Here is a 14,847-nt window from a genome sequence, read left to right on the forward strand (position 1 = left end):
TTAAAGCCAATTCTTCCGCTTAAAATAGAGATACGGTGCAAGGCCGGCCGCAATCATTAAACCAATTGCGCCCGGATAACCAAATGTCCAGTGTAACTCCGGCATAAATTCAAAGTTCATACCATAACTGGAAGCCACCAGCGTTGGCGGCAGGAATACCACAGAGACAACCGAGAAGATTTTGATAATTCTGCTCTGTTCAATATTGATAAAACCCATTGCCGCCTGCATCAAGAAATTAACTTTTTGAAACAAAGATTCATTATGTGGCAACAGTGATTCAATATCCCGCAAGATTTCACGGGCCTGCTCTAGTTGAGCTCCCGGCAAACGGGCCCGTCGCACCAAGAAGTTAAGCGCACGCTGTGTATCCATAAGACATAAGCGAACCTTCCAGCTAATATCTTCCTGTTCAGCAAGACTGGACAAGGCAATATCAAACTCATCACCCTGTTTCCCTTCCATAATGACCCGGCTCAGGGATTCCAGTACGCTGTAAATATTTTCGATAACATCAGCCAACTGTTCAATCTTGGTTTCAAACAGATCCATTAGCACTTCATAAGCATTACCATCGACTAATGTCTGATTACGAGCACGCATACGATACAATCGGAACGCAGGGAGCTCCCGCTCTCGCAACGTATAGAGACGACCATCACGAATAGTAAATGCAACTGTTGCGTTGCCAGCATGGTCTTCCGCGTCTTCAAAGTAAAAAAATGAGTGGACGTGTATCCCGTCTTCATCTTCAAAAAAACGCGCCGACGCCTCAATGTCATCCAGTTCCGGTCGGGTTGCCAGAATTTGGCCTAATTCATTTTGAACTTGCAGCCTGTCTTGTTCTTCCGGCTCAACCAAATCTACCCATAAGGAATCAGATAACTTTTCTCCCTCTTCAAATTCAAGACGGAGCAGGCGATTATTCTCTAACTTAAATGCGCTCAGCATGTATCATAAGTCTCCTTTACTCCCTACGTGATCGTAAGGCGCGAATGTTACGCTTAGAAGAAAAAGCCTGTCAACATTCAACCTGGATATTATTTTCAGACCATTTCAAGTCTGGCATAAGCAGCAACCAGCCACTTAATCCCTTCCCCTTGAAACGCGATTTGCAATCGGCTATTTTCACCACTCCCCTCCATATTGATAATGGTTCCTTCACCAAATTTAGGATGACGAACACGTTGCCCAAGAGCATAACCGCTATCATTGGAGCTAATTGGTGTACCTAACCGACTATGGCTAACTGGACGAGATACTGTCGCACGTAACCGAACTTCTTCAATACATTCTGACGGCAGTTCCCCAATAAAACGAGATGGCCGATGATAAACCTCTTTGCCATATAAACGACGACTTTCGGCATAAGTGATGGTCAGCTTTTCCATTGCACGTGTCAGCCCCACATAAGCCAAACGACGCTCCTCTTCCAAACGTCCACCTTCTTCAATCGACATCTGGCTTGGGAACATGCCTTCTTCCATGCCAACAATAAATACCTGTGGGAATTCCAGTCCTTTAGCCGAATGTAATGTCATCAGTTGCACCGAATCTTGGTAGGCATCGGCCTGCCCTTCTCCCGATTCCAGCGCGGCATGGGAAAGAAACGCCTGCAATGGCGTAAAATCTTCATCCTCTTCCTGATAGCTAAACTGGCGAGTCGCCGTGACAAGCTCTTCAAGGTTTTCAATACGCGCCTGCGCTTTTTCACCTTTTTCCTGCTGATACATTGCCCGCAGGCCAGAATCACGGATAACCCTGTCAGTCTGAACATGCAATGGCATATCTTCTGTTCCTGTCGATAATGCGTCAATCAGTTCAATAAAACGCTGTAAGGAAGCAGCGGCACGCCCAGCCAGCACTTTCTCTTGAAGCAATATCTGACAACAGTCCCACATCGTTTGCTGCCGTTCACGAGCCGCTTGACGCACAATATCTAAAGTTCTGTCACCAATACCACGGGTAGGCGTATTCACCACACGTTCAAACGCCGCGTCGTCATGACGATTGGCAATCAAACGCAGGTAAGCCAGTGCATCTTTAATTTCCTGACGTTCAAAGAATCGTTGACCACCATAAATACGGTATGGCATTGATGCCTGTAACAGCGCCTCTTCCAGTACACGGGACTGAGCGTTGCTGCGGTAAAGTATGGCACAGTTTTTCAGGGCACCACCATTTTCAAGCCAATTTTTTATCCGGCCGACCACATAACGGGCTTCATCCAGTTCATTAAATGCACAATAAAGGGAGATGGGCTCACCCTCTATACCATCAGTCCACAGATTTTTACCCAGACGATCACTATTATTAGCAATCAGCGTATTGGCAACTTTCAGAATATTACTGGTGGAACGGTAATTCTGCTCCAAACGGATAGTTTCAGCGCCGGAAAAATCTTTCAGAAAACGCTGAATGTTCTCAACTTGAGCCCCACGCCAACCATAAATAGATTGATCATCATCCCCGACAATCATCACTTTGCCTGTTTCCCCTGCCAACAGATGGATCCAAGCATATTGAATACTGTTAGTGTCCTGAAACTCATCCACTAGAATATTAGTAAAGCGGCCACGGTAATGTTGCAGGATCTGAGGTTTATTCAGCCACAACTCATGAGCTCGCAGTAAAAGCTCAGCAAAATCCACTAGCCCGGCCCGATCACAAGCCTCTTGGTAAGCCTGATAAATTTTCTGCCATGTCGCCTCAACAGGGTTGCCATAACTTTCAATATGCTGTGGCCGCAATCCTTCATCTTTTTTACCATTGATGTACCACATGCCTTGACGAGCTGGCCATTGTTTATCATCCAGATTCATCGCTTTGATAATGCGTTTAAGTAGGCGATTTTGATCTTCACTGTCAAGAATCTGAAAATCCTGTGGCAAATTAGCATCCAGATGATGGGCTCGTAACAAACGATGAGCCAAACCGTGAAACGTACCAATCCACATTCCACCTTGACTGGTACCGATCAAGTTTTCAATCCGATGACGCATCTCCGCAGCCGCTTTATTGGTGAAGGTCACGGCCATAATGGAAAATGGCGAAGCTTTCTCCACCGATAACAACCAAGCAATTCGATGTACCAGAACCCGGGTTTTACCACTCCCCGCGCCTGCTAATACCAACATATTAGTCCGCGAAGCAGCTACCGCTTCCCGTTGTTTGTCATTCAGACTTTCGAGCAGATAGGAGACGTCCATAGTTACCATCGATTGATTAGACAGCACCCAGAGGTTGCTGTGTTTTTATACAGAATAATTTCTTGATTATATCAATGCTGTCAAAGAAGCCAAATCGTAAATCTCAATGTGAGGCAGTAGGCAGCTTTCCATCGTCTGCAATCGTTTTTTATTCTTAGTATTCATCCAGCAAGCTTGCATACCACTACGCAGTGCCCCTGCCACATCAGTATTCAAGTCATCACCGACATGTAAGATTTGCCCAAGCGCTAAACCCAGACGATCCGCAGCCAAACAGTACATATCACTGCAAGGTTTTGCACGCCCATCAGGGCCAGCTTTCAGCACAAATTTAAAATAAGGGGCAAGGCCACAAGCAGCGGGTTCTGCATTGCCATTAGTAATGGCTACTAGTGGCATCTGTTCAGCAAGTGCCGTCAGGGTCTTATGTGTTGATTCAGGAATATCAATCCGATTACGCCAGAGGGTGAAATGCGCCATGACATCATCTGCCCCCCGATCAGCATCTTCACGGCTAAAACCGTAATAGCAAAACATCAACTTTGAGGAGTGCCAGCGCCATAAAGTCATGTCATGACAAATTTCAGGATACTGCTCAAGTGTCAATTCACGGAAAGCGCATAGATCCTGATGATTAAGATGACTGAACCTAGGATCATACCGCCGTACAAAATTCAGTACTTCCTCTTCCGTTTTATCCATGACTGGATGATTATCATACAGCGTATCATCCAGATCAAATGTCATCGCTAACACTGGCGCAAGAGGCCGGTAAAAACGCATTACGATTTCCCCCGTTTGGCTCTGGGATGGGCTACATCATACACTTTTGTCAAATGCTGGAAATCCAAATGAGTATAGATTTGTGTGGAAGATAGGCTGGCATGACCAAGTAATTCCTGAACTGCGCGCAAATCACCGCTGGATTCCAGAATATGAGTGGCAAAAGAGTGGCGCAATTTATGAGGATGAATATGACTACTTATTCCCTGGCGTATTCCCCACTGAGCAAACCGTTTTTGTACATTACGGGTTGATATCCGCCGCCCACTCTTTGAGACAAAAACAGCATTATCCTCCGGCTCGAATAGTTCCCGCATTGCCAACCAACGATTAAGCCATTCAACCGCAGTATGTCCCAAAGGCACCTTCCGCTCTTTACTGCCTTTACCTGAAACCCATACTTCTCCACTTTCAAGCTCCAGATGCGGGCAATCAAGGCTCACCAACTCCGACAAACGTAATCCAGCACCATACATCACTTCCAACATCGTCCGGTCACGCACCGATAATGGATCATTAAAATTGATATTCAGCAGCTGGTTCACTTCATCCACATCGATATTTTTCGGCAAATGACGCTTGGTTCCCGGCGTGCTGACGGTTTTACTCGGGTTAACGGAAATGTCCCCTTGAGTCACCAGCCAATCAAGGAAACTACGCAAGGAAGATAAACGCAACGCCAAGCTAGCTGACTGTAAGCCAGCCCGACGACTACGTGTTACCAACATCCTCACTTTCACTGGATCAAGATCTTTCCATTGGCTGACACCCATTTCTAAAACCATCTCAGCCAATGTGACAAGCTGACGACGATAATTGATGATAGTCACTGGACTTAACCGACGCTCTACCCTGAGATACCGCAAAAATGCCTCAATCGGCTCCAGTAACCGGTCAATTTCCTGCATCATATTCGTTTAATCCAACGAGACAATATATCCGGCAATAACTTAGCCAGATGCTCAAGCATGTCAGTTCCCATGCCTTCTTGATAATGTTGATGATTCCGACTGTTAAATATCACCATACCCAGTTCGCCCCTCGTTCCCAGTAGAGAGACGGCAACCGAACCGACATGCCGAACTTGCGGCAACAGCAATAGAATTTCCGGCCCATTTAGCATACCGAGATAGTGGTTTTTATTACCAAAACGCTGAATACGGATTGGTTCAAAAGCATTGCGAGAAAGCGCTAAATCAGGCGCATCAAGTGGTGCGCCAATATGCCATTTATCATTGAAAAGACGGATACTGGCACTATTTAGTCCCATATTCTTAGCCCATAAACTTAACCGACTAAGCATATCTTGCAAGCTCTCTGCCGCAACCAAATTAACAAGTAATTTAAGCAACTGCTCAAACAGTTGTTCATTCACTCTAGCCTGCTCCATGAGCAGCGTTATATCTTCTTCCAGATAAGCAATACGCGTTCTCTGGCGGCTCATATACCATTCAACCAAAGAAATCGTTTCTCTTACCGGATGAGGAACCCGCATCTGTTCAACGACACATGCATTACGGATAAAGAAATTGGGGTTTTCCAATAAATAATCCACAACAGTCTGATCATCAAGTATGTCATTGATGTTTAACTGCTCTTCTTTTTTCTCCATCTCCAATGCCCCGCAGCTCAAAACAGAATCGATTACAGATGAATTGTGCCATCATAAACATGCATCGCCGGTCCCGTCATATAGAGCGGTTTTCCCGGCCCATCCCAACAAATAAACAGTGAACCTCCCGGCAAATCTACCCGAACGTGATTGTCGAGCAATTGCTGCTGAATACCCACTGCAACCGCTGCACAAGCACCACTGCCACAAGCTTGGGTTTCCCCAACACCACGTTCATAAACCCGTAAGCGGATATGACCACGGTTTAAAATTTGCATGAAACCAATATTCGCCCGTTCAGGAAATCTTTCGTAGCTTTCCAAAGCTGACCCCAAAATATCTACTTCAGCCGTTTCCACGTCTGACACTTGAATCACACAATGAGGATTCCCCATAGAGACAACACCACAAAGAACGGTTCTTTCTACTACCCGTAAAATATAGGTTTTTTCCGCCCTTAACGCACGAAATGGTACATGATGCGGCTCAAATTCAGGTTCCCCCATATTAACGCAAACCTGATCATCATTGGTGATGCTCAGCAGCATCCGCCCCGATTGCGTGCTGACTTTAATATCACGCTTATTAATTAATCCTTTAAGGCGGACAAAACGGGCAAAACAACGCGCTCCATTGCCACACTGTGCAACTTCACTACCGTCAGCATTAAAAATGCGATAGTGAAAATCCATATCCGGATCATAAGGTGCTTCAACAATTAATAATTGATCGAAGCCCACACCAGTATGTCTATCTGCCAAACGGCAGATCAATTCTGGTGAGAAATAAACATTTTGGGTCACAGCATCAACGACCATAAAGTCATTACCTAGACCATGCATTTTGGAGAACTGCATATAATGCTCCACCGTAAACCGTAGCTACTGACTATCGGCTTATCTCGCTTATTTCTGAGAGGTGCTATCCACTTTCTGCCCTTGCTGCTCTTGCTGCCCAGTATTCGGGGAAATCTGAGACGCAGTTGTCGCCTTCTCTGTCGATGGTTGTTCTGGAGGAAAATAGAGAGGACCTTTCAGTCCACAGCCGGAAAGTACAAATAAGGTTATGATAGCCAGAAATCCGCGTAATTTTTTCTTCATTGCATTAATGCCTGTAATTCATACGTCAATATTCTCTATAATCGCAGTTAGACCTCGAAAAGCAAATAGGAAATGAAGATGAACGACAGTGAATTTCACCAGTTAGCTGACCAACTGATACTTTATATCGAAGGGCAGTTAGATAATTATGATGGCAATGCTGATATCGACTGTGAAACCAATGGCGGCGTCATGACCCTGAGCTTTGATAATGACAGCAAAATTATTATCAATCGCCAGGAACCTTTCCATCAAATCTGGTTGGCAACCAAAGGCGGTGGTTATCATTTTGACTACAAAGAAGGTCAGTGGATTTGTGACCGCAGCGGTGACAATTTTTTAACCATGCTAGCACACGCCATCACCGAACAAAGTGGCGAGCAGTTCAGTTTTCCATAATTGAACCTACCCCGCACCGCGGGGTAAATCAGTAATGTGACACAGAACGATAAGGTTCTGGCTGCTCTTCATTTTCCCCATCATGAGCCACACACAAATGTGAAAAAGATGATTCACTAAATGGAATCACCTGAATCTGGCCTTTCATTTGCACAATCTGATAAAACTGTGGCAAGTTAAAGTTGATAAAACTTGATCCGTAGGTAAACCGATCATGAGATGAAGAATAAAACCGACTGACGTCACGTACCAATTCTTCCTTACTTCCCTCACAATGAGAATAAATTTCTACCCGGTTGGTTTCATCCAGAATATAAATATTAAAACCTTGATTATCTTGCGTATTTTCGAAGAAAAATTGAATAATTCCCTCACTGGCAAAGCCATCAACCACCGCGGGCAAATGTGTCTCTTTGGTATTAATTTTCACCGGCAACCCATGCAATTTGTTATTAGAAATTGCCCCATAGAATTCCACGGCATTTTCCAATTTCTGCACAGATACGTTAAGACGTTCAAAGAACAGCCCCCAAGTCTGACCAGCAATACGTAATGCTTTAAAACGACCAGGGTCCTGACGATTGCTGGATAAACGTAATTCAATACATTCAGATACCAGTTGCTGGATGCGGGTTCGGATAAGCCCTCGTAAATGTTCGCTGTAACAGAACACTTCAACAGCCGCTGGCGGTGCAGCATCTTGATGCATTTTACCCAGTATGGTCTTCAACGCTTCCAGCACAGATTGCCCACCACTAAAGTGTAAAGTCCTCACTTCATTCCATGAATTACGATAAAGTAAGTCAATGCTTTCTACCAAACACTGTTGCGATTCACCAAAACTGAATACATCAAGCTTACGGAAATCAAAATGTACAACCTGATTGGAGAATTCAGCGGTCGGATCTTTCTCCAGATTGACAATAATTGCCAAATGGCGAATTTCACATGGGCTATAGAGTGCTTTCGGTGTCGGTGATGGCAGACGGATGGGAAAATGAGTAGAAATATCATTAATCAATTCATGCAACTTCAGCTCATCACATTGAGTTTCGCCATGATGAATATGAATACACGATTTTTCTGTTAATAAACCGTTAAAGTAGGTCCACGACACCAGTTTATTGAGATAACGATTATATTCCAGAGGTTGATGACCAATGATCGATCCAATAGCCGGAGCCTGATTGTAGAGATACCAACCGCTACGGTTTGCACGTCCTTGAGGGACATAAATAAATGTTAAATTTTTCTCTGATAGGTCTGGCGAAATTTGCGGATTAACCAGCGTTACTTTCCCTGGCAATGCTTCAAATGCAGCATAAAGTTTACGCGTCAGCACACCAATATCCTGTGGACTGGCACTGACACTCAGATTATTACGGCGGGCAAAACGGATAAGATTACGATAGCTCTGCATCATGGTATCGAGCAGTTCATTATGCGCATCACGAACCTGTTCAATTTTCCATGAGTTGCGGTTATCCAAAATTTTCAACCGTTCTGGATCCCATTTCCACTCATAGACCAATTGGGTCAAAACCTGACGTCGCCAGCCAATGCAGCCTTTATCATCTTGATTTAGAGAGAGCTTTTCACAAACTTTTAAATAAAAACATCGACGTATTAGATCTAAACGGGTCGTATCATTAATTTCTATCAGATAACGGGTAACACGCTCAAGCATCATGCTGTATGCATCAAGGCCAAAGGAAACTATTTCACCCGCATGTAGGCGCTGTTTCATCTCCATTGCCAGTAACTTACCATTGGGATATTCCCAAGAATAGGCTTCCAGTAACAAGCTTTTTAATACGGCTTTATAAGGGGAATCGATACTTTTATAGAGTTGCCATAAGCTAGCGCCAAAGTACTCTTCAGCAGATAGTTCACTCAATCCACCGAGATCAAGCCACTCATTTGGCGTCAGAACACCTTGCGCATAAAGCGATAAAACATATTCATCATAATGGCGTTCTTCTTCTACGGGCACCATTTCCCATAACAAACGCTTACCCGCCATACGTACAGCGGTACGATAAAATTCATCAAGTAACAGAATATGCTGAGTAGAACCGCAGTTCTCACCACCGAGGCTACCACTCGCATTATGGCGAAAGCGGTTTTCATCGATAAGAAAAAAATTGACTTCAATACTAAGCGCTGCCGCCCACTGTTCAATAAGAGTACACTTACGTTGCAGCAAAAGGCGCTCATCATTATCAAGCCATGACTGATGACATACCCAGATATCCAAATCAGAACAACCGCTCTGCCCGATTGATGAAGTACTGCCCATTGAGTAAATACCGGTAATAGGAAGTTCACCATTGGCTGGCTGTTCTATGAAGTGATCTAATTTATTTTCTAAATCATTAAGATAAGATTTTTGTGCTTCATCATGCACGAAAAAACATACGCCATAAGGAACATTACCGTTAATGTAACCTGGCATCATCGGATGATGATAATGCAATAATACTGGCAGTAAACTGTATACCTGTTTAAATTCCGCACTCATGGCGGTAGAAGCGCGTTCTAACCTGAGTTGGTTTATCGCATCCAGTCTCTGCTTCAGTGTTTCGATATAAAGGTACAAGACGTCTCGCCCGATTGAGTTCCAGTGCCCAGATAAATCCCCCGTTTCCGGCTGTTATAGCTCGATGGAATTATTTAGAATGATTTTTACCAATTTATTACCGGAAACGTGATCAATTTAACACCTTGTCGATAAACCGTAAAGTCAGTAAAGCAATTGAATTCGATGCCTTATCGTACGAAAAATCAAATAATACATTGTTATATATGGAAATAATCAAAAAACCCATACCGTTTATACTTTCTTATACGAAAGAAATTTTCTCTGCCCATTTTTTCAAGTTAATGCGCGTAATACCTTGTTATCATCAACCCTATAAAAATGACTCCGTTGGCTATATTTTAATTAATGATTTTTTCCATTCGGAATTCTTTAATTACAGAAATAAGTTATTTGAAAAGTTAATTCATAATTAAATCAATCTATTTTTATAGATATAAAAATAATTTAAAAATTAAAATTTATTTTATGCTTTAACATAACTGGCATCTCTTCTTCTCAGCCTCCTGGCTGGAAAAAAAAGTGATGAAGTGTTAAAACGAGTGCTATGTTTTTCATTTATATGACGGCTGAAAAGCCTGAGCAATACAAACATCTATGTCAACTAAAACCATCCGTATCGCAACCCGACAAAGCCCTCTAGCCATGTGGCAGGCGCTGTATGTTCAACAAAAACTACAACAATGTCACCCAGATTTGGAAGTTCAACTGGTTCCGATGGTAACCCAGGGCGATGTTATTCTGGACACGCCTCTGGCAAAAATTGGAGGAAAAGGGCTATTTGTCAAAGAGTTAGAATTAGCTCTACTTGAAGGCCGAGCCGATATCGCCGTCCATTCAATGAAAGACGTCCCGATCTCTTTTCCTGAGGGGCTAGGTCTGGTCACTATTTGTGAACGTGATGATCCACGTGATGCTTTCGTCTCTGTGAAATATCACTCTCTTGATGAATTGCCAACAGGCAGCATCGTTGGCACATCAAGTTTACGCCGCCAGTGTCAACTTCGTGTATTCCGTCCTGATCTGATTGTCCGTGACCTTCGGGGCAATGTTGGAACCCGTCTGAGCAAGTTGGATAATGGTCACTATGATGCAATCATCCTCGCCGTCGCAGGATTGAAAAGGTTAAAACTGCATGAGCGTATCCGTACGCCATTGACGGCAGAACAATCATTACCTGCCGTTGGTCAAGGCGCGGTAGGAATTGAATGCCGCCTTGACGACCAACAAACACAAACTCTGTTAGCACCATTAAACCACTATGATACAGAAGCTTGTGTTCTTGCCGAACGTGCGATGAATACCCGGCTGGAAGGAGGCTGCCAAGTACCAATAGGTAGCTATGCTATCTGGCAGGACGGGAAAATCTGGTTACGGGCATTAGTTGGCGCACCTGATGGTAGCGTTATTATTCGCGGTGAGAGAACGGCTTTCCCAAAAGATGCCTGCCAGGCAGGGGTTGAATTGGCAGAAGAGTTGTTGGAACGGGGAGCACGGGAAATTCTAACCAAAATTTATCGAGGAAATCCCCCCACATGAGTATTCTGGTGACTCGCCCTGCTCCTGCCGGAGAGGAACTCGTCAGAAAGTTACAGGCTGCGGGAAAAACAGCTTTCAGCGCACCTTTAATCAATATTCACCCAGGTTCAGAGCTGCCACAGCTAGCTGAGAAGCTTAACCATCTAAATACCTGTGATATGGTATTTCTATTGTCAAAAAATGCAGTTTATTATGCAAACTCTCAGTTAAATAAAATTAATCTTTTATGGCCCAACAAGCTGATTTATTATGCTATCGGCAGATCAACCGCTCTGGCTTTTCATCAACTAACGGATATGAATGTTATCTGGTCATCAGAGGGTGAGACCAGCGAAATCTTGCTAAAACTACCATCACTACATCAGGTTGAAAATAAACAAGCTTTGCTGCTCAGAGGAAATGGCGGACGTGAACTTATTGCCCGGACGCTGACAGAAAGAGGTGCCACAGTTAATTATTGTGAATGTTATTTCCGCCAGCCAGTAGACTACCCGGCAGCAGAATTCAGTGCCCACTGGCAAAAGTATGGAGTACAAACTTTAGTTGTAACCAGTGGCGAAATACTGCAACTATTATATAACTTAATACCTGAAAGTGATCGAAATAGGTGGTTATTGCATTGCCACCTGATTGTGGTAAGCGAGCGTCTTGCACATACCGCCCGGAACTTGGGCTGGCAAGATGTTAAAGTTGCAAAAAGTGCAGATAACGATGCCTTAATTCAGGCACTAGAATAAACTGACATGGGATGCCCACTATGACGGAGCAAAAACAGTCCGCCGAGACAGTTGAACAAACAAAAACTACGGTTGAAAACTTGCAACAGCTCGAAACCGCGCCTCAAAAGCAAGAACGTTCTGGTACGCTAAAAAACATTATTGCTATTGCAATCATGCTGGCAATCGGCGGCGGTCTTTATTATTACGGACAGCAACAAAGCCATTTATTGAGTGCAGAGAACCACGAGCTACGCCAACAACTGGAATCATTGAAACAACAACAATCACAGGATAAACAGCATATTGAAGCGCTGTTTAAAGAACAATCACAGACTTTAAGCCATTTTTCCGCACAAAATGAGCAACTGGGTCATAGTCTACAAGAGTTACAGGCCAAAATCTCTGCGTTATCCAGTTCTGATGTAAAAAGCTGGCTACTAGCACAAGCTGATTTTCTGGTCAAAATGGCAGGCCGGAAATTATGGAATGATCAAGATATAGTCACCGCCGCTGCTCTGCTGAAAAATGCAGATGCCAGTCTCTCTGAAATGAATGATCCAAGCCTGATTGAAATCCGTCGTGCAATTACACAAGACATCAGTACATTATCTGCCATTAGTCAGATTGATTTTGACGGCATTATCCTGCGAGTTAATCAGCTTTCTAACCAAGTAGATAACCTGCGTCTGGCTGACAATACAACCGATGGTTCGCCAATGGACGAAGATAATGATGAATTAACCGGTACATTATCTGAATGGCGCCAGAATCTGAGCAAAAGCTGGAAGAGTTTCATGGATAATTTCATTACCATCCGTCGCCGGGATACCGCAGCAGAGCCATTACTGGCACCAAATCAAGATATCTATCTACGAGAAAATATCCGAGCCCGTCTGTTGATTGCCGCCCAAGCAATACCCCGTCATCAAGGTGAAGTTTTTAAACAATCATTAGAAACAGTTTCAACTTGGGTTAGAGCTTACTTTGATATCAATGATCCCAATACCAAAGCATTCCTGGAAGAAATTGATTCATTAAGCCAGCAGCCTGTTTCCATAACTGCGCCAGACCACCTTTCAAGCCAGCCTTTACTGGAAAAACTGATGCAAACCCGGGTTCGTAGCTTACTTTCCCAATCTTCTGAAACTAATCAGGAGGGTTAAGTTATGCTGAAAGTTCTATTACTGTTTGTGGTACTCATTGTTGGTATTGTGCTCGGTCCGATAATTGCTGGCCATCAGGGATATGTGCTGATTCAAACTGACAATTACAACATTGAAACCAGTGTTACCGGCCTGTTCATTATATTTGTTCTTTTACAACTGGTACTCTGCCTCTTTGGTTGGTGCTACCGCAGAGTTATACGCACAGGCTCACGTACCCGTGGCTGGTTCCTTGGACGCAAACGCAGCCGTGCCCATGCCCAAACAAAAGCAGCGTTGCTCAAACTGGCAGAAGGCGATTTCAAACAAGTTGAGCAATTACTGACCCGTAACGCTGATCATGCAGAACAACCTGTGGTCAACTACTTACTGGCGGCTGAAGCAGCCCAACAACGCGGTGATGAATTTCGTACCAATCAATATTTACAACGCGCGGCAGAAGTCGCAGATAATAACCAGTTGCCTGTGGATATTACCCGTGTACGTATTCAACTCACGCAAGGTGAAGTTCACGCAGCCCGTCATGGTGTAGACAAGCTATTAAATCAAGCTTCACGTCATCCAGAAGTCTTACGCTTGGCTGAACAGGCTTATATGAAATCAGGAGCTTACCAGTCACTGATTGATATACTACCGGTAATGGAAAAAATCCATCTACATGATGAGTTACAAATTCACAAATTGCGCCAGCAAGCCTATATCGGTCTGATGAATCAGTACATGGCAGAACAAGGCAGCGAAGGTTTAAAACGTTGGTGGCACGATCAAAGCCGAAAAATTCGCCATGATGTGGCGTTGCAAGTTGCAATATCTGAACATTTGATTGAATGTAATGACCATGAAGCTGCACAAAAGATCATCCTGGAAAGTTTAAAACGTCAATACGACGAACGTTTACTCTTATTGATCCCTCGCTTAAAAAGCGAAGATCCAAAGCCGATACAAAACGCATTGGACCATCAGTTAAAACAACATGGTTCTACCCCTCTGTTAAACAGTACACTTGGACAAGTTGCTTTGCGCCACGGAGAATGGGAAAAAGCAGTAAAAGACTTTAAAACTGCATTAGCCCAACGTCCTGATGCACATGATTATGCTTGGTTAGCCGATGCATTGGACAAACTACGTAAACCAGAAGAGGCCGCACAAGTTCGTCGCGAGGGATTAGTACTCACTTTAAAGCGTGAAAGTAATGTCGTGAAGAGTGATCTCGTTAATAGTAATAGTGCTGTAATGTCGTGATCGCTCATCCATTATTAGCAAGTCTTCATGCCGATGATTAAAAATGCCCCGCACGGGGCATTTTTCTAACCATATTTCTTAGCAAAATCTTCATCGGAAGTGCAAAGATAAATAATAAATTCAATAAATGAGATAAGTGTAGGGATAAATGTCCAGAAAAATAGCAGATATAAAATCCCCATACCGATCTTGCCCAGATAAAATTTATGAGCGCCAAAGGAACCAAGAAAAAACGCCAACAGTGCAGCAACAATGCGGCTTTGACTACCAGAAGAATAGGCCCTTATCATCGCGCCACAATGTGGGCATGATTGTGCGGATTCATGTAACATTCGGCTACAACCAGGACATCCCATCATTTTTGACATCAATATTCCCCTTAAGATAAGTTTAGAAATGAAATAACTAAATCAATTTTACAGTAAAAAACTAACTATCATATTTTCAGTTCTGTTTATATTAGACAGTAATACCTAAACAGT

The 14,847-nt window shown here is 43.6% G+C and carries 14 protein-coding genes; 5 read left to right on the plus strand and 9 right to left on the minus strand.

Going from position 1 to position 14,847, the window contains the following annotated elements; translation table 11 throughout:
• From corA to lptM, 7 genes are all read right to left on the minus strand, one after another.
• Positions 1 to 951, minus strand: coding sequence for a magnesium/cobalt transporter CorA (gene corA, locus LGZ98_RS21045; protein ID WP_112877284.1), 951 nt, complete (start codon positions 949 to 951; stop codon positions 1 to 3).
• 95 nt (positions 952 to 1,046) lie between these two features.
• Positions 1,047 to 3,209, minus strand: coding sequence for a DNA helicase II (gene uvrD, locus LGZ98_RS21050; RefSeq protein WP_445260689.1), 2,163 nt, complete (start codon positions 3,207 to 3,209; stop codon positions 1,047 to 1,049).
• 66 nt (positions 3,210 to 3,275) lie between these two features.
• Positions 3,276 to 3,992 carry a 5-amino-6-(5-phospho-D-ribitylamino)uracil phosphatase YigB gene (gene yigB / locus LGZ98_RS21055; protein ID WP_113042911.1) on the minus strand — a complete coding sequence of 239 codons (717 nt, stop codon included), beginning with the start codon at positions 3,990 to 3,992 and terminating at the stop codon, positions 3,276 to 3,278.
• Entirely contained in the window at positions 3,992 to 4,900 is a 909-nt protein-coding gene (gene xerC, locus LGZ98_RS21060) for a tyrosine recombinase XerC (RefSeq protein WP_191214875.1), read from the minus strand. Before xerC ends, yigB begins: the two co-directional genes overlap by 1 nt.
• Complete coding sequence (locus LGZ98_RS21065) at positions 4,900 to 5,604, minus strand: DUF484 domain-containing protein (RefSeq protein WP_113042907.1); 705 nt, start codon at positions 5,602 to 5,604, stop codon at positions 4,900 to 4,902. The genes xerC and LGZ98_RS21065 overlap by 1 nt, the downstream gene beginning before the upstream one ends.
• Before the next feature lie 32 nt (positions 5,605 to 5,636).
• Positions 5,637 to 6,461, minus strand: a complete 825-nt coding sequence (gene dapF / locus LGZ98_RS21070) for a diaminopimelate epimerase (protein WP_113042905.1) — start codon at positions 6,459 to 6,461, stop codon at positions 5,637 to 5,639.
• 48 nt (positions 6,462 to 6,509) lie between these two features.
• Positions 6,510 to 6,704 carry an LPS translocon maturation chaperone LptM gene (lptM, locus tag LGZ98_RS21075; protein WP_113042903.1) on the minus strand — a complete coding sequence of 65 codons (195 nt, stop codon included), beginning with the start codon at positions 6,702 to 6,704 and terminating at the stop codon, positions 6,510 to 6,512.
• 78 nt (positions 6,705 to 6,782) lie between these two features.
• Here lptM and cyaY point away from each other — a divergent pair, with 78 nt between their 5' ends.
• The gene (gene cyaY / locus LGZ98_RS21080; RefSeq protein WP_113042901.1) at positions 6,783 to 7,103 is read left to right on the plus strand and encodes an iron donor protein CyaY; all 321 of its coding nucleotides are present in this window, start codon (positions 6,783 to 6,785) and stop codon (positions 7,101 to 7,103) included.
• A 28-nt stretch (positions 7,104 to 7,131) separates the two neighbouring features.
• On the opposite strand, the gene LGZ98_RS21085 is transcribed toward cyaY, so the two are convergent.
• The gene (locus tag LGZ98_RS21085; RefSeq protein ID WP_113042899.1) at positions 7,132 to 9,702 is read right to left on the minus strand and encodes a class I adenylate cyclase; all 2,571 of its coding nucleotides are present in this window, start codon (positions 9,700 to 9,702) and stop codon (positions 7,132 to 7,134) included.
• A gap of 597 nt (positions 9,703 to 10,299) precedes the next feature.
• Here LGZ98_RS21085 and hemC point away from each other — a divergent pair.
• Genes hemC through hemY form a run of 4 tightly spaced genes read left to right on the plus strand, consistent with a single transcriptional unit; the run spans position 10,300 to position 14,365 of the window.
• Positions 10,300 to 11,241, plus strand: a complete 942-nt coding sequence (hemC, locus tag LGZ98_RS21090) for a hydroxymethylbilane synthase (RefSeq protein WP_262978538.1) — start codon at positions 10,300 to 10,302, stop codon at positions 11,239 to 11,241.
• Positions 11,238 to 11,978 carry a uroporphyrinogen-III synthase gene (gene hemD, locus LGZ98_RS21095; protein ID WP_113042896.1) on the plus strand — a complete coding sequence of 247 codons (741 nt, stop codon included), beginning with the start codon at positions 11,238 to 11,240 and terminating at the stop codon, positions 11,976 to 11,978. The genes hemC and hemD overlap by 4 nt, the downstream gene beginning before the upstream one ends.
• 20 nt (positions 11,979 to 11,998) lie before the next feature.
• Positions 11,999 to 13,123 (plus strand): uroporphyrinogen-III C-methyltransferase, encoded by a 1,125-nt coding sequence (hemX, locus tag LGZ98_RS21100; RefSeq protein WP_113042893.1) that lies wholly within the window; start codon positions 11,999 to 12,001, stop codon positions 13,121 to 13,123.
• Positions 13,124 to 13,126: 3 nt separating this feature from the next.
• Positions 13,127 to 14,365, plus strand: a complete 1,239-nt coding sequence (gene hemY, locus LGZ98_RS21105; protein ID WP_113042891.1) for a protoheme IX biogenesis protein HemY — start codon at positions 13,127 to 13,129, stop codon at positions 14,363 to 14,365.
• Positions 14,366 to 14,430: 65 nt separating this feature from the next.
• Here hemY and LGZ98_RS21110 read toward each other — a convergent pair whose 3' ends face one another.
• The gene (locus LGZ98_RS21110; protein WP_113042889.1) at positions 14,431 to 14,733 is read right to left on the minus strand and encodes an NINE protein; all 303 of its coding nucleotides are present in this window, start codon (positions 14,731 to 14,733) and stop codon (positions 14,431 to 14,433) included.
• Positions 14,734 to 14,847 lie beyond the last annotated feature (114 nt).

It is taken from the genome of Photorhabdus kayaii (assembly GCF_025384895.1).
Classification (GTDB): domain Bacteria; phylum Pseudomonadota; class Gammaproteobacteria; order Enterobacterales; family Enterobacteriaceae; genus Photorhabdus; species Photorhabdus kayaii.